We start from the raw sequence: 16,207 nt of genomic DNA on the forward strand, positions 1-16,207 counted from the left end.
TCCGTTCAGGCTTAGGCGTCTTCGAACTGCGCATAGCCGGATTCTTCCAGCTGCAGCGCCAGTTCCTTGCCGCCAGTCTTCACCACCGAGCCCTTGGCCATCACGTGCACGTAGTCCGGCACGATGTAGTTGAGCAGCCGCTGGTAGTGGGTGATCACGACCATGGCGCGCTCGGGCGAGCGCAGCGCGTTGACACCGTCGGCCGCGATCCTCAGCGCGTCGATGTCGAGACCCGAGTCCATTTCATCGAGGATGCAGAGGCTCGGCTCGAACAGCGCCATCTGCAGGATCTCGTTGCGCTTCTTTTCTCCGCCGGAGAAGCCGACATTGACGCCGCGCTTGAGCATGTCCTGCGGAATGTTGAGCGACTTGGAGACTTCGCGGACCTTCTTCAGGAAGTCCGGTGTCGAATATTCGCTCTCGCCGCGCGCCTTGCGCTGCGCATTCAGCGCGGTGCGCAGGAAGTTCATGGTGGCGACGCCGGGGATTTCGACCGGGTACTGGAACGCCAGGAACACGCCCTTGGCGGCGCGCTCGTCCGGCGCCATCTCCAAAAGGTCTTCGCCGCGGAACAGGATTTGTCCGCCGGTGACCTCATAGCCGGGCTTGCCGGCGATGACGTGCGAGAGCGTCGATTTGCCGGAGCCGTTCGGCCCCATGATCGCGTGGACCTCGCCGGGATTAACAGTCAGCGACAGCCCGTGGAGGATTTCGCGATCCTCGACACGGACTTGCAGGTCTTTCACTTCGAGTAGTGCAGTCATTTTCTTTCCTTCTGGCCTAGGCCGACCGCAAGGCGATCAAAAAAAAGAGCCAGCCAAAAAATCCCATAGCTCCGAACCCAGCAGCGACCTTGCCGAATTCCATTACGTCATGCGAGCTCGCAAAAGCGCCAATCAAGGCAATGAACGCTCCGGCGATCGCCACGAACCCAGTGATCGCGAATGGCCAAACCTGAACGCCAACGAGGATGTTCCGAATGGTTTGGATCATTGGCTTATCCGACGCTGCCCTCCAAGGAGATCGAGATCAGCTTCTGCGCCTCGACCGCGAACTCCATCGGGAGCTGCTGCAGCACGTCCTTGACGAAGCCGTTGACGACGAGGCCGACCGCCTCCTCTTGGCTCAGCCCGCGCTGCACGCAGTAGAACAGGACATCCTCGGAGATCTTCGAGGTCGTCGCCTCGTGCTCGAACGTCGCCGACGAGTTCTTCGCCTCGACGTAAGGCACGGTGTGCGCGCCGCATTTGTCGCCGATCAAAAGCGAGTCGCAGGCGGTGTAGTTGCGCGCGCCGGTGGCTTTGCGGTGCGCGGTCACGAGGCCGCGATAGGTGTTCTGCGACTTGCCGGCAGCGATGCCCTTGGAGATGATCCGGCTCGAGGTGTTCTTGCCGAGATGGATCATCTTGGTGCCGCTGTCGACCTGCTGGTAACCGTTCGAGATCGCGATCGAGTAGAACTCGCCGCGCGAATTGTCGCCGCGCAGGATGCAGCTCGGATATTTCCAGGTGATGGCGGAGCCGGTCTCGACCTGGGTCCAGGAAATCTTCGAGTGGTCGCCACGGCAATCGCCACGCTTGGTGACGAAGTTGTAGATGCCGCCCTTGCCTTCCGAGTTGCCGGGATACCAGTTCTGCACCGTCGAATATTTGATCTCGGCGTCATCGAGCGCGACCAGTTCGACCACGGCAGCGTGCAATTGATTCTCGTCGCGCTGCGGCGCGGTGCAGCCTTCGAGGTAGCTCACATACGAGCCCTTGTCGGCGATGATCAGCGTGCGCTCGAACTGGCCGGTGTTGCGCTCGTTGATGCGGAAATAGGTCGACAATTCCATCGGACAGCGCACGCCCGGCGGCACATAGACGAACGAGCCGTCGGAGAACACGGCCGAGTTCAGGGTGGCGAAGAAGTTATCCGACGTCGGCACCACGCTGCCGAGATACTTCCGCACCAGCTCAGGGTGCTCGCGGATCGCTTCCGAGATCGGCATGAAGATCACGCCGGCCTTCTTCAATTCCTTCTGGAAGGTGGTCGCAACCGACACCGAATCGAACACGGCGTCGACAGCGATCTTCCGCTGCTCCGACGGCTCTCCGCCCGGAGGCGGCTCGACGCCCTCGAGGATCGCGACCTCCCTTAAGGGAATGCCGAGCTTCTCGTAGGTCTTGAGAATCTCCGGATCGATCTCGTCGATCGACGACAGCGTCTTCTTCGGCTTCGGCGCCGCGTAATAGTAGAGGTCCTGGTAGTCGATCTTGGGATAGTTGACGCGCGCCCAGGTCGGCTCGGTCATGGTCAGCCAGCGGCGATACGCCTCCAGGCGCCATTCCAGCATCCAGGCCGGCTCGTTCTTTTTCTCTGAGATGAAACGGACGATATCTTCCGAGAGCCCCTTGGGGGCCTTTTCGGATTCGATCAGCGTCTCGAACCCATATCGATACTGATCGACGTCGATCCGTCGGACACGGTCGACCGTCTCCTGTACAGCAGGCATTCAATCCTCCGCTCGCGGTTTCAAGGACCGCGGTGGATCAGTTCTAAAGAGTGGTACGGTTGCTTAGTGGACGAAAAACCCGCTTAGAACCGTTCAAGCTGTGTTTCGTCCCACTCTAAGTAAGGTATCGGCGAGCTTTAGCCAAGCCTTTACGGCCAAATCTATGTCTGTGGTGGATGTAGACCAGCCAAGACTAAGTCGCACTGCTCCCTGGGCGAGGTCCGGCCGGAACCCCATCGCGCCCAGCACATGTGACGGCTGGACCTTTCCCGAGGAACAGGCGGAACCTGAGGATACTGCAATTCCGGCGAGATCGAAGCCGATCACGGCGGTTTCCGCCTTCAAACCTGGAACGGTGAATAGCGTGGTATTGGGCAGCCTCGGCACGCCGTCCGAGAATACAATAATACCACTTACTTCTCTCAGGCCAGCCTCAAGTCGGTCCCTCAGGGCCCGCAGCCGGACTGTGTCGGTCTCGAGGCCCGCCATCGTGGCCTTGGCAGCCGCGCCAAAGGCCGAGATGCCGGCGACGTTCTCGGTACCGGCGCGGCGCCCGAGTTCCTGGCCGCCGCCGCGCAACAGGGGTTCGAGCCTCTCCACTCCCTCCGCCAGGACCACGGCCCCGACGCCCTTGGGGCCGCCGACTTTGTGCGCGGACAGCGTCACCAGATCCGCCTGCAATGATTCGAGAGCGAAGGGAATTTTCCCGAAGGCCTGGATCGCATCGACGTGGAGCAGTCCGCCGGCCGCATGAACGATCTCGGCCGCCTTTTCGACCGGCTGCAGCGCGCCGGTCTCGTTGTTGGCCAGCATCACCGACACCAATGCGGGCGGGCCATCGGCCAGCTTGCTACGGAGGTTATCGAGGTCCAGCACGCCTGACGATGTCACAGCCACGGTCTCGATCGCTTCAGCCGCAAAGCGCCCGCCTGATAGCACCGAGGCATGCTCGATCGCAGACACCAGGAGCCGCTGGACGGGAGCACTACCGCTACGTCGCACCCCAGGCGTCAATGCCAGCACATTCGCTTCCGTGCCGCCTGAGGCAAACACCACGTCCTGCGCCTTAGCGCCCACCGCCGCGGCGATCGCGCTCCTGGCGTCCTCGACCAGCCGACGTGCCTGTCGCCCCTCGGCATGCACCGAGGACGGATTGCCGCACAGCTCCCATGCCACCGCCATCGCCGCCTTCGCCTCGGGGCGAAGCGGCGTGGTCGCATTCCAGTCGAGATAGACGCGATTCGTCATGGAGTATTATAATACCTCAGAATTTCTTACGAATCCTTGCCTGCAATCTTCGCTCGAATCCCTAGGCCAGTTGGTGATTGCCGCGCCGCCCGCAATCACCAGCTAACGCATTGAACACGCTTGGCGTTGTTCAATATGCTTGCTTTTTGCCCCTCGCCTCATGCTAGAACGCGGGGCTCAAAACCAACCGAGGCGTCGTTCGTTCGCGGGAAGCCGCCTGACGGCGCCGTTCACGGTAAATCCAGCCACTTTATCTGCCGGGGGCCGATGAAGTCAGCACAACTCGGTTGATTGCTCAGCGCCAACCAAGGGTCAAGCGTAGGATCACTCAAGGGATCACTGATGCCTGAAGTTATTTTCAACGGCCCGGCGGGCCGTCTCGAAGGCCGCTACCACCCGGCCAAGCAGAAGAACGCGCCGATCGCCATGATCCTGCATCCGCACCCGCAGTTTCACGGCACGATGAATCACCAGATCGTCTACCAGTGCTACTATGCCTTTGCGCATCGCGGCTTCTCGGTGCTGCGTTTCAACTTCCGTGGGGTCGGCCGCAGCCAGGGCTCGTTCGACCACGGCACCGGCGAATTGTCGGACGCGGCCTCCGCGCTCGACTGGGCGCAGAGCATCAATCCCGAGGCACGTGCCTGCTGGGTCGCGGGCTTTTCGTTCGGCGCCTGGATCGGCATGCAGCTCCTGATGCGCCGGCCCGAGGTCGAGGGATTCATCTCGATCGCGCCGCCGGCCAATCTCTATGACTTCTCGTTCCTGGCGCCCTGCCCGTCCTCCGGGCTGATCGTGCATGGCGACAAGGACGCCGTGGTGCCGCCCAAGGACGTCAACACGCTGGTCGAGAAATTGAAGACACAGAAGGGCATCGTGATCGATCAGCAGATCATCCCCGGCGCCAACCACTTCTTCGACGGCAAGCTCGAGCCGTTGATGGAAACGGTGACCGGCTATCTCGACATGCGCCTCGCCAACGTGCGCTAAGGCAGTGCGGCTCGTAGGATGGGTAGAGCGAAGCGAAACCCATCACTCGGGCCGCGTGTCGTGAAGGCGATGGGTTTCGCTTCGCTCTACCCATCCTACGGCGCTGCGGCGCGTTACGCCGCAAGCTTCAACACATGCGCGTCATGCTGCTTGAGGAAGGCGCGCAGCAATTGCGGATAGTCGGCGCCGACCGCGGCCTTCACGCTCGGACGCTTCGCCAACTCCGCGCGCCACTTCCGCACCTTCGGCATGTCGTTGAACACCGCAAGGTCGATGAATTGGTCGAACACATCGAAATAGCGGAAGATCGGCGCGAAGACCGCATCCACCAGGCTGAATTTCTCGCCCGCAAAGTACGGACCCGCGCCGAGTGCCGCCTCGACGCGGGCGAATTTGGCAGTGACCGCCTCCCGCTTGGCCTCGAAGGTCGCGGCATCCTTGGCAATCTCGAGGCCCCAGAGATCGCTTAAGGTGGCAGAGCCGAATTCCATCCAGGCGCGATGTTCGGCGCGCGCCAGCGGGTCCTGCGGATGCAGCTTGGCGCCGGCTTGCGTCTCCTCGATATATTCGCAGATCACGTTGCTCTCGAACAGCGCCACCTCGCCCTTGTCGGTCGCAACCGTCAGCACCGGCACCTTGCCGAGCGGCGATATCTTCAGGAACCAGTCCGGCTTGTTGGCGAGATCGATATCGATCCGTTCGAAGGCGACGCCCTTCTCGTTAAGCGCGATCACCGCGCGCTGCACATAGGGACAGAGCTTGTGGCTGATCAGTTTCAACGCGGCCATGGCGAACTCCTCGCTGGTTTCAAGCACTCGCATGCACCTAAATGCATTTGCATGAAACAGTCAAGAAAGGATGCAATTGCATCTAACGGCCTAAGGTCGCACGATGATGCCCCCGGTCATAGGAATAGGCACGCCGGTCGTGGCGGGATAGCTGAGCGGCAGGCCCTTCATCCCGCGCACGGCAAGGAAGCCGAAGGCCTGCGCCTCGATCGCGTCCGGCGACCAGCCGAGCGCATCGGCTGCTTCGACGGTCGCGGGCGCAACCCGCTCGCGCAGCATCCGCAGCATGGTCAGATTGCGCGCGCCGCCGCCGGCAACGATCCAGCTCTTCGGCACCTTCGGCAATAGCGGCAGCACGCGGGCGATCGTGGCCGCAGTGAAGGCGGTCAGCGTCGCCGCGCCGTCGGCGGGCGTGACGTCCCCGAGCTTCAATGCGGCGAAATCATTACGGTCCAGCGATTTCGGCGGCGGCAGCGCGAAAAAGGGCAATTCCAGCGCGCGCGCAATCCAGGCCTCATCGGCCCTGCCCTGCGCGGCAAACCGGCCGTCGCAATCGAACGGCTGGCTCATGACGCGGAACATGTAGTCGTCGAGCAGCGCGTTGCCGGGACCGGTGTCGCAGGCGATCAGCGTGTCAGTGCCGTCGATATAGGTGATGTTGGAGACCCCGCCGACATTGACCACCACGGTCGGCCCCTCGCGCTGCACGGATTGCACCAGTGCCCGGTGATAGACCGGCACGAGGGGCGCGCCCTGCCCGCCGGCCTCGACATCGGCGGCGCGAAAATCATGCATCACGGGAATGTGGACCATTTTCGCCAGCGCCGCGGCATCGCCGATCTGCACCGTCAATCGGCGCTCCGGCCGGTGCAGCACGGTCTGACCGTGGAAACCGACAATGTCGATATCTTCCGGCATGATGCGATTCTGCGCGGTGAAGGCGGCGACCGCCTCGGCATGCGCCAGCGTCACGGCACGTTCGGCGTCGGCCAGGATCCCGGGCCGGGCGTCACGGTGCGCTAGATGGACGGCCTCGGTAAGTGCTTGGCGCAGCAGGCTGCGCTCGGCATTGGTGTAGGATCGGTAGCCGGACGGCCCGAACGACTTGACCTGCTTTCCGTCGGTTTCGATCAGTGCGACGTCAACCCCGTCGAGCGAGGTCCCGCTCATCAGACCGAGTGCGGTCAACATCATGCCTGCAGCCTTCGACGCCTCTTGTCCTGCCCTGACGCCCGGCTTGTATCAAACAAGCACATCTTATAATGCCACAGCGCCCCCTGCGGCGGCAGTCCGTTCGGTCGGGGTTCCCCAACTGGATGCAAATACCGTAAAACAAGCATGATCAGAGTCGCCGACAAATGACTACATTTAAATCGGATTTTATGAATGAGCTGCAGTGGCGCGGCTTCATTCATCAGGTGTCGGACGCGGCGGGCATCGACGCGCTCGCCGCCAAGGGAGACATCGTGGCCTATGTCGGCTACGACTGCACGGCCCCATCCCTGCATATCGGCCATTTGTTGTCGGCCATGATGCTGCACTGGCTGCAGGAAACCAAAGGCGGCAAACCGATCACGTTGATGGGCGGCGGCACCACGCGCGTCGGCGACCCCTCGGGCAAGGACGAAACGCGTCAAATTCTCTCCATCGAGCAAATCGACACCAACAAGGAATCCATCAAGCACGTCTTCAAACGCTTCCTGACGTTCGGAGACGGCAAGACCGATGCCGTGATGGCCGACAACGCGGAGTGGCTGACCAAGCTCAATTACATCGAAATGCTGCGGGATATCGGTCGGCACTTTTCCGTGAACCGCATGCTTTCCATGGACTCGGTCAAGCTCCGTCTCGATCGCGACCAGGAAATGAGCTTCATCGAATTCAACTACATGATCCTGCAGTCCTACGACTTCGTGGAACTGGCACGTCGCTACGGTTGCAATCTACAGATGGGCGGCTCCGATCAATGGGGAAACATCGTCACCGGTGTCGACCTTGGCCGCCGCATGGGCACTCATCAGCTCTACGCATTGACGACACCGCTGTTGACCACGGCTTCCGGCGCCAAGATGGGCAAGACCGCCGCCGGCGCGGTCTGGCTGAACGCCGACCAGTTCAGCCCCTACGATTACTGGCAATACTGGCGCAACACGGAAGACGCCGACGTCGGACGCTTCCTGAAACTCTTCACGACGCTTTCAATGAGCGAGATCGGGAAGCTGGAGGCACTGCAGGGCTCCGAGATCAACGAGGCCAAGAAGGTGCTGGCGACGGAGGCGACCGCCCTGCTCCATGGCCGCGATGCCGCGGTTGAGGCCGCCGAAACCGCGCGACGCACCTTCGAGGAAGGCGCACTGGCCGAGACGCTGCCCACGGTCGAAATTCCGCGCGGCGAGCTGGATGCCGGCATCGGCGTGCTGGCTGCCTATGTGAAAGCCGGCCTTGTCGCCTCTAACGGCGAGGCGCGCCGCCAGATCAAGGGCGGCGGATTGCGCGTCAACGATGTCGCCGTCACCGACGAGAAGATGATGCTGACGCCGTCCGACCTCACCGCGGAAGGCGTGATCAAGCTGTCGCTCGGCAAGAAACGGCACGTCCTGTTGAAGGCTGCATAGGCGCATTCGCTTTTTGCGACTTGTGGGGAGCTGCGGAAACGCGCTCCCTCTTCGCATGGACAAGAATACGCCCGGGGAGGAAGTTGCAGCGAAGCCGCCGACGCGCGTCGCGCTCAATGTGCTCGCGCTGTGCTTTGTGCTCGCGCTGATCGGCCGCGGCCTCGGCGAGAGTTTCACCGTCTTCCTGAAACCGATCTCGGAAAGTTTCGGCTGGGATCGCGCGCAGACCGTTTCGGTCTATTCGCTGACCTGGCTTGCCGGCGGCCTGACCGCGCCACTGATCGGTCGCCTGTTCGATCATTCGGGGCCGCGAGCCGTCTATGCGCTGGGACTGCTGCTGCTCGGCGGCTCGTTCCTGGTCGCGGCGTATGCGCAATATCTCTGGCAGTTGCAGTTCAGCATCGGCCTTTGCGTCGGAATCGGGATCGCCTTCATCGGCAATGTGCCGAACTCGATCCTGCTCGGCCGCTGGTTCGGACCTCGCCTGCCGACCGCGATGGCGGTGGTCTATTCCGCGGCCGGCGCCGGCGTGCTCGTGCTGCTCCCGGCCTCGCAGCTTTTGATCGATGGCGTCGGCTGGCGCGGCGCCTACCAGATATTCGGCATCACGGCGTTGTGCCTGCTGGTGCCGCTATTGCTGTTGCCGTGGCGGCGGTTCTCGCGCGGCTCGCCGCATGTAGTGAAGAAGGCCGATCCTGACATCGTCGACCGGGGCTGGACGCTGCTCGGCGCAATGCGTCATCATGCCTTCTGGGCGCTGTTTGCGACCTTCTTCTTCACCGCGATCGGCATGTATGCGATCTCGGCGCAAATCGTTGCCTATCTGATCGACGCGGGCTTTCCACCGCTGCAGGCCGCGACCGCCTGGGGGTTCAGCGGCGTCGTGCTGCTGTTCGGCATGCTCGGCGTGTCCGAACTCGACAGCATCATCGGCCGCCGACCGTCGGTCCTGCTCAGCTATGGAATCTCGATCGTCGGCATCATCCTGCTCTGGCTGCTGCAGTGGTATCCGAACGTCTGGCTGCTCACCGGCTTCGTCGTCACCTTCGGCAGCATGATCGGCTCGCGCGGCCCGCTGATCACGGCCACCGCGATGAAGATCTTCCGCGGCAAGCGGGTCGGCACCATCTATGGCACCATCTCGATCGGCAGCGGGCTCGGCTCCGCGTTCGGGTCCTGGGCCGGCGGCCTGATTCACGACTTCGCCCACAGCTACAACCCGGTGATCGCATTCGCGCTGGTCAGCGTGATCCTCGGAATGATCCCATTCCTGGTCGTGCCGGCACTGCGCCGCTGATCGAGCGCGTCCCAGAGGTATCCCCTTGATGGCGCGCTGTATTCACTATTGGTAAGCCAGTTCCTGTTATGCCTCGGGACACGATTTTCCGCAGAGGCCGCAATGAACATTCTCAGCCGACTGACGATCCGCACCAAACTCGCCAGCATCGTGGCTCTCGCGGCACTGACCGTGTTCGCGATCGTCGCGGGATCGGCCTGGCTCAGCCGAAGCCGCATGCTCGACGATCGCGTCGCACAGATGCGGACGGCGGTCGACCTGCTCTACGGCGTGGCGCAGTCGCTGCAGGACGACGTCGCCGCAGGGAAGATGACGGTCGCCGAAGCGAAGGTGCAGTTTCGCCAGCGCGGCCGGAAAATGACCTTCAACAACGGCCAAGGCTATTCCGTCACTTACAATGCCGACACTTCGATCTTGTTGAACGCCGCCAATCCCCAGCTCGAAGGCAAAATCACCGGTGCAATCGATTCCAATGGCGTCCTGATTGCCGACGCCATTATAGGCGCCGCCCGGCAGAAACTGGAAGGCGGCACCACATCCTATCTTTATCCACGCCCCGGCGGGACCGTGCCGTTGCGGAAAATGATCTTTGCCCGCGGCTTCGAGCCGTGGAACATCGTCATGAGCTACGGGCTCTATGTCGATGATATCGACGCCGATGTGAATGCGCTGCTGCTGGAGCTCGGCGCGGTCGGCGGCGGTCTGATGCTGCTGATGGGGCTGTTGTCGTGGCTGATTGCCCGCGACGTGGTCGGAGCCCTCGATCGCCAGAAGAACCGGATGCAGCGCATTGCCGAAGGCTCGCTCGACGAAGCGGTCGAGGAGACGAGCCGCCGTGACGAGATCGGGCGCATGGCGGAAACGCTCGAGGTGCTGCGGCAGACCGCGATCACCGCACGGGCGCTGGAAGCGGAACAGGATGCAACCAAGGAGCGGAGCGAGAAGGAAAAGCGCGACGCCTTGATCGCGCTCGCCGATCGCTTCGATGCATCGGTCGGCCAGCTCGTCGGACTGATGGCGTCGGGATCCAGCGAGCTTGAAGCCACCGCAAAGTCGATGTCCGCAACCGCCGAGGGCACCAATCATCGGGCCTCGGTGGTCGGCTCGGCGGCAACGGAGGCAAGCTCGCGGGTGCAGACCGTGGCCTCGGCGGCCGAGGAATTGTCCTCCTCGATCTCCGAGATCAGCCGCCAGGTCGCCCAGTCGGCCAATGTCACCGGCCGCGCCGTCGCAAGCGCGCGCCGCACCGATACCATCGTGCGGGCGCTCGCCGATGGCGCCCAGCAGATCGAGCATGTCGCCGAGTTGATCTCCAGCATTGCCGAACAGACCAACCTGCTGGCGCTCAACGCCACCATCGAAGCCGCGCGTGCCGGTGAAGCCGGCCGCGGCTTTGCCGTGGTCGCCTCCGAGGTCAAGAGCCTCGCAAGCCAGACCGCCGAGGCCACCAAGGAGATCGGCACGCGCATCGCGCAGATCCAGGGCGCGACCAAGGAAGCCGTCGAGGCGATCGACGGCATCACCGCCACGATCGAGGAAGTCAGCACCATCGCCACCTCGATCGGCTCCGCGATCGAGCAACAGGGCGCGGCGACGGCCGAAATTGCACGCAGCGTGTCGCAGACGGCGGAAGCGACCAAGGAGGTCACGACCAATATCGGCGGCGTCAGCGCTGCCGCCAACGAGACCGGCAACGCCGCCGGCCTCGTTCTGACCGCAGCCAGCAACCTGTCCAAGCAGGCCGAACAGCTCTCCGGCGAAGTCTCGACCTTCCTCGCCGGCGTTCGCGCCGCGTGAGGCGGCGTCCTGCAGTCTGATGCTGCGAGAAACTGTAGCGTTCTCGAGCGAGCCGGCTACCGGCTCGCTTGAACAACACGCATCAAAAGAAAAAACCTGATTACTGCCTCGGCAGCATGATCGGTTCGCGCGGACCGCTGATTACGGCGACCGCGCTGAAGATATTCAATCGCGTTCGCGCCGATCAATGTGCTGCTCGGAAATGATTCCGTTCGCGGTTGTGCCCGCGCCGCGGAGCTGATCAATGCGACGAGAAGGAGTAGGGAGAACGATCGGCAATCCATCGTCGTGCGCAGCCTAAATTCGCGCCAGATGTTGCACGCTGCCGGTGTGTGCTCCTTTGGAATCGCATTGCTCGATTCACGATTGGTAAGACAGTTGCTGTTATGCCTTTAGGAACCAATTCCTGCCGAGGCTGCAATGAACCTGCTCAGCAAATTGACGATCCGCACCAAACTCACAAGCATGCTGGCTCTTGCCGCACTGACCGTGTTCGCGATCGTCGCCGGATCGGCCTGGCTCAGCAGAAGCCGCATGTTGGACGATCGCGTCGTACAGATGCGGACGGCGGTCGACCTGCTTTACGGCGTGGCGCAGTCGCTGCAGGACGAGGTCGCCGCGGGGAAGATGACCGTCGCCGAGGCCAAGGAGCAGTTTCGCCAGCGCGGCCGGAAGATGACCTTCAACAACGGCCAAGGCTATCCCATCGCCTATAATGCCGATGCTTCGGTGATGGTGAACAGCGCCAATCCCAAGCTCGAAGGCAAGGCCAACGGCCTGAAGGATGCTAATGGCATCGTGATCGTCGACGCCATTATAGGCGCCGCCCGGCAGAAACTGGAAGGCGGCACCACATCCTATCTTTATCCACGCCCCGGGCAGACCGTGGCGCTGCGGAAAATGGTCTTTGCCCGCAGCTTCGAGCCATGGAACGTCTTCTTGAGCTACGGGCTCTATGTCGATGATATCGACGCCGATGTGAATGCGCTGCTGCTGGAGCTCGGCGCGGTCGGCGGCGGTCTGATGCTGCTGATGGGGCTGTTGTCGTGGCTGATTGCCCGCGACGTGGTCGGAGCCCTCGATCGCCAGAAGAACCGGATGCAGCGCATTGCCGAAGGCTCGCTCGACGAAGCGGTCGAGGAGACGAGCCGCCGTGACGAGATCGGGCGCATGGCGGAAACGCTCGAGGTGCTGCGGCAGACCGCGATCACCGCACGGGCGCTGGAAGCGGAACAGGATGCAACCAAGGAGCGGAGCGAGAAGGAAAAGCGCGACGCCTTGATCGCGCTCGCCGATCGCTTCGATGCATCGGTCGGCCAGCTCGTCGGACTGATGGCGTCGGGATCCAGCGAGCTTGAAGCCACCGCAAAGTCGATGTCCGCGACCGCCGAGGGCACCAATCACCGGGCCTCGGTGGTCGGCTCGGCGGCAACGGAGGCAAGCTCCCGCGTGCAGACCGTGGCCTCGGCGGCCGAGGAATTGTCCTCCTCGATCTCCGAGATCAGCCGCCAGGTCGCCCAGTCGGCCAATGTCACCGGCCGCGCCGTCGCAAGCGCGCGCCGCACCGATACCATCGTGCGGGCGCTCGCCGATGGCGCCCAGCAGATCGAGCATGTCGCCGAGTTGATCTCCAGCATTGCCGAACAGACCAACCTGCTGGCGCTCAACGCCACCATCGAAGCCGCGCGTGCCGGCGAGGCCGGCCGCGGCTTTGCCGTGGTCGCCTCCGAGGTCAAGAGCCTCGCAAGCCAGACCGCGGAAGCCACCAAGGAGATCGGCACGCGCATCGCGCAGATCCAGGGCGCGACCACGGAAGCCGTCGAGGCGATCGACGGCATCACCGCCACGATCGAGGAAGTCAGCACGATTGCGACATCGATCGGCTCCGCGATCGAGCAACAGGGCGCGGCAACCGCCGAAATCGCGCGCAGCGTGTCGCAGACGGCGGAAGCGACCAAGGAGGTCACGACCAATATCGGCGGCGTCAGCGCTGCCGCCAACGAGACCGGCAACGCCGCGGGCCTCGTTCTGACCGCAGCCAGCAACCTGTCCAAGCAGGCTGAGCAGCTCTCCGGCGAAGTCTCGACCTTCCTCGCCGGCGTTCGCGCCGCGTGAGCCAGTCTCGTTGCGAGGAGCTAGAGCGAAGTCCAGACATCTAGAATGATGTGACTTCGCCTACTCGCTCGACAAGATGCGCACGCGAGGGTGCAGGGTCAAATCGATCGGCGAAATATTGTGTTTCGTGGGCCACCAGCCCTTCGCGGAATTCCATGATACTCACCGTGTAGGACGGTATGCCGTCATAGGTAAGTACGAATTCTGTGATCCAGAGATCGCCGCTGCCGACAATTCGACGGACCGTAAAACGCTTCTTGTTTGGCTGAAGGAATCGGCTCTCTTGAATGTTGTGCCGTCCGCGGATCCGCTCGCCCGATTGCGGATAATCAAGCACGGCGTCCTCGTGATAGATTTCATGCTCGACCTGGAAATCGCTCGCGTCTGAAGCATCCCAATGGCGCTCCAGCGCCACCCGCATGGTTCGATCATCCATCTCAATCTCCCACCTGCGCGACGCACGTCGAGTTGATCCAGCACACACCTGACCTGGATCTCTGCAGAAACTAGGCCGCTGCCATCTTTCTCGAATGCTCAATTACAGGCGCAACTGAGTTTGTGGGCTCAAGAGCGACCGTCACGGTAAACGCAGCAATATCCAGCCTGCATCAGACATTGTGAAAGCACGAGTGCTGATGTCAGCGCCCCCGCAAGACTTGGTCTCATTTCTCCAGATAGCGACGTCACTCAGCCTTTGACTGGCTTCCTGCGCAGCACAGAGATTGGAACATGTTGCGTGGTGCTGATCACGATCTGGGGTTCACCATCGCATGCGTGGCTTCTCAGCGTCTCCAATACCAGAAAGAACTTCGGCAAGCATAGCGTAAACCTCGCTGACCTTTGTGACGATGCGTCGGTTCCATCGGGAGGACCGGACTGGATTTCGAGGCGAAAAAACCAGCTTGATCTGGCTCACCCAAACGGATGAGCTCCCCGGGGTAGATTGATGTCGTTCTCCTTTTGGATCGCGCCGCGATGTGTTATCGAATCGTCATCCAACCGTCACACAATCGTACATGTCAGAAACTGATACGCCAGAGCCCGCCCGGGAAAGTGCACGCGCCGCCCACGGGCTTGATGGCACCCTTGCCACACAGGACAACAAAAGGCCGAACGACTCTGTTGCCGGCCGGCAACATGGCGTCGCGGAGCTTCGTTCGCAGGAACCGCCGAACGATCCACTTCATCAGGCGCAATATCAGAGGAATGACGCAACGTCAGAAATCCCTGCGCAAAACGGTGCTACGCTTGGCGGCAGCGAGATCGAGCTCAAGCTTCTGGTTGATGCTGATCGCATGGCGGATTTCAACGCCGCTCCGATCATCGCGACGAACGCGCGCAACAAGGGCACACGAAAACACCTCAAGTCCGTCTATTACGATACGCCCGAGCAGACGCTGAGACGAAATGGATTAAGCCTGCGGGTTCGTCAGAACGGCGCACGGTTCGTGCAGACCGTGAAAGCCGAACTCGGAGACGATCCGCTCCGGCACGGCGAGTGGGAGGCAAATATCCCTTCCATTGCTCCCGATGTCGAACTGGCGATCCCCTTCATCCCACCCAAACTTCGCTCGGACCTTAGACGTCATCAGCTCGAGGCAATCTTCACCGCGGATATCCACCGGCACACGCGCATCGTTGAGCTGCCATCCGGAACGATCGAGGTCGCTTTCGACCAGGGAGTGCTGAAGTCGGGCGATCAATCGATGCCTGTGAGCGAAATCGAATTGGAGCTCAAGGCTGGAAGCGCCAGCGCGATTTACGACCTCGCACTTCGGCTCGCGGACCATGGGTCCGTGCGACCGTCAATCCGCAGCAAGTCGGCGCGCGGCTTTGAGCTCGCGGCCAACGCGTCCCCCGCCCTGCGGAAGCCACGAAAGCTTCGCCTCGATCCGTCAATATCGCTCGATGAGGCCTTCGCAAAGATACTGCGCTCCTGCCTCCACCATCTTCTTGGGTCTGTCGCGGCCGCCGAGGACGGTCGCGATCCTGAGGGAGTCCATCAGCTTCGCGTGTCGCTGCGCCGCCTGCGCGCGGCTCTGGACTTGATGCGATCCGTTGGGCCGTTGAGCAACCTCGACTCGTTCCGGTCGGAAGCAAGGTGGCTGGCACGAAACCTTTCCCCTGCACGCGATTGGGATATGTTTCAACGGGGCACGCTGCCGACCATCGCGCAGGCCTGTCCCTCGGTCGCGGGCTTTGATGCCCTGGAACAGCTCGCAGAGAAACGCCGATCTGCCGCCTACCAGAAGGTACGTCTCGCGCTGGCTGACCGCCGCTGCTCAAGTTTCCTGATCGCCCTCGGCGGCTGGATTGAGGCCAGGGGTTGGCGTAGCGACGTCTCACCCGAAGACCTTGGACGACTGGTCGAGCCCGCCATCAACTTTGCCGGACGCATCCTGTCGGAGCAGCATGCGAAAGTGCTCAAGCGCGGCCGCCGCTTCAAATCGCTTCCGGCGGAAAAACTGCACCGGTTGAGGCTCGCTGCGAAGCGACTGCGCTACGTCGCCGACTTCCTGTTACCGCTCTATGGAGAGCGAAAGTCCGTCAGGCGATTCTCTCGCGGGCTGGCCGACCTGCAGGAGGAACTTGGTTCCTTTAACGACATGGCGATCACAGACGGTCTTTTCGCTGAGCTCGGTGACGAGTTCTCCCAAAGCGGCACCGCTGCAGCCGCCATAACCGGCTGGCAGGCACACGCATCGATCGGCGTTGAGGCGCGCCTGCGAAACGCGTGGCAGGATTTCAGGAAAACAAAAGCACCGTGGTTGAGGGCAGCAGAGGCGTGATTGCTTCTCACCTCCGCCCGGGCGTTTAGGCCGCGTCCGTTTCCGGTTGCTGTGGCCTATCTCCGTCATCCAGG

General features: G+C 62.2%; 13 protein-coding genes. 6 read left to right on the forward strand and 7 right to left on the reverse strand.

Annotated elements, in window-relative coordinates; genetic code table 11:
• Nucleotides 1–11: 11 nt before the first annotated feature.
• From sufC to ACZIRK_RS20825, 4 genes are all read right to left on the reverse strand, one after another.
• Nucleotides 12–764: a Fe-S cluster assembly ATPase SufC gene (sufC, locus tag ACZIRK_RS20810; RefSeq protein WP_463328043.1), complete on the reverse strand. Its 753-nt coding sequence runs from the start codon at nucleotides 762–764 to the stop codon at nucleotides 12–14.
• A 16-nt stretch (nucleotides 765–780) separates the two neighbouring features.
• Nucleotides 781–993, reverse strand: coding sequence for a hypothetical protein (locus ACZIRK_RS20815; protein WP_463328044.1), 213 nt, complete (start codon nucleotides 991–993; stop codon nucleotides 781–783).
• A gap of 4 nt (nucleotides 994–997) precedes the next feature.
• Nucleotides 998–2,494, reverse strand: coding sequence for a Fe-S cluster assembly protein SufB (sufB, locus tag ACZIRK_RS20820; RefSeq protein WP_456641532.1), 1,497 nt, complete (start codon nucleotides 2,492–2,494; stop codon nucleotides 998–1,000).
• Between the two features lie 93 nt (nucleotides 2,495–2,587).
• Entirely contained in the window at nucleotides 2,588–3,742 is a 1,155-nt protein-coding gene (locus tag ACZIRK_RS20825; protein ID WP_130231840.1) for a cysteine desulfurase family protein, read from the reverse strand.
• Nucleotides 3,743–4,084: 342 nt separating this feature from the next.
• Here ACZIRK_RS20825 and ACZIRK_RS20830 point away from each other — a divergent pair, with 342 nt between their 5' ends.
• The gene (locus ACZIRK_RS20830) at nucleotides 4,085–4,732 is read left to right on the forward strand and encodes an alpha/beta hydrolase (RefSeq protein ID WP_028169230.1); all 648 of its coding nucleotides are present in this window, start codon (nucleotides 4,085–4,087) and stop codon (nucleotides 4,730–4,732) included.
• A gap of 113 nt (nucleotides 4,733–4,845) precedes the next feature.
• Here the strand turns inward: ACZIRK_RS20830 and ACZIRK_RS20835 are convergent, their stop codons facing one another.
• Nucleotides 4,846–5,520 (reverse strand): glutathione S-transferase family protein, encoded by a 675-nt coding sequence (locus ACZIRK_RS20835; protein WP_130227873.1) that lies wholly within the window; start codon nucleotides 5,518–5,520, stop codon nucleotides 4,846–4,848.
• A 90-nt stretch (nucleotides 5,521–5,610) separates the two neighbouring features.
• The gene (locus ACZIRK_RS20840) at nucleotides 5,611–6,714 is read right to left on the reverse strand and encodes an anhydro-N-acetylmuramic acid kinase (protein WP_130227874.1); all 1,104 of its coding nucleotides are present in this window, start codon (nucleotides 6,712–6,714) and stop codon (nucleotides 5,611–5,613) included.
• A gap of 164 nt (nucleotides 6,715–6,878) precedes the next feature.
• Here ACZIRK_RS20840 and tyrS point away from each other — a divergent pair, with 164 nt between their 5' ends.
• The 4 genes from tyrS (at nucleotide 6,879) to ACZIRK_RS20860 (ending at nucleotide 13,344) form a co-directional block, all read left to right on the forward strand.
• Complete coding sequence (gene tyrS / locus ACZIRK_RS20845) at nucleotides 6,879–8,135, forward strand: tyrosine--tRNA ligase (RefSeq protein ID WP_130227875.1); 1,257 nt, start codon at nucleotides 6,879–6,881, stop codon at nucleotides 8,133–8,135.
• 55 nt (nucleotides 8,136–8,190) lie between these two features.
• Nucleotides 8,191–9,432, forward strand: a complete 1,242-nt coding sequence (locus ACZIRK_RS20850; RefSeq protein ID WP_130227876.1) for an MFS transporter — start codon at nucleotides 8,191–8,193, stop codon at nucleotides 9,430–9,432.
• A 102-nt stretch (nucleotides 9,433–9,534) separates the two neighbouring features.
• Entirely contained in the window at nucleotides 9,535–11,229 is a 1,695-nt protein-coding gene (locus ACZIRK_RS20855) for a methyl-accepting chemotaxis protein (protein WP_463328045.1), read from the forward strand.
• 420 nt (nucleotides 11,230–11,649) lie between these two features.
• On the forward strand, nucleotides 11,650–13,344 hold the full coding sequence (locus tag ACZIRK_RS20860) for a methyl-accepting chemotaxis protein (protein WP_463328046.1): 1,695 nt from the start codon (nucleotides 11,650–11,652) through the stop codon (nucleotides 13,342–13,344).
• Between the two features lie 40 nt (nucleotides 13,345–13,384).
• On the opposite strand, the gene ACZIRK_RS20865 is transcribed toward ACZIRK_RS20860, so the two are convergent.
• Entirely contained in the window at nucleotides 13,385–13,780 is a 396-nt protein-coding gene (locus ACZIRK_RS20865) for a nuclear transport factor 2 family protein (protein WP_130227878.1), read from the reverse strand.
• Between the two features lie 580 nt (nucleotides 13,781–14,360).
• On the opposite strand from ACZIRK_RS20865, the gene ACZIRK_RS20870 reads away from it, so the two are divergent.
• A complete protein-coding gene (locus ACZIRK_RS20870) occupies nucleotides 14,361–16,133 on the forward strand; it encodes a CYTH and CHAD domain-containing protein (RefSeq protein WP_130227889.1) in 1,773 nt (590 codons plus the stop codon).
• Nucleotides 16,134–16,207: the final 74 nt, after the last annotated feature.

Source organism: Bradyrhizobium sp. Leo114, from assembly GCF_055229415.2.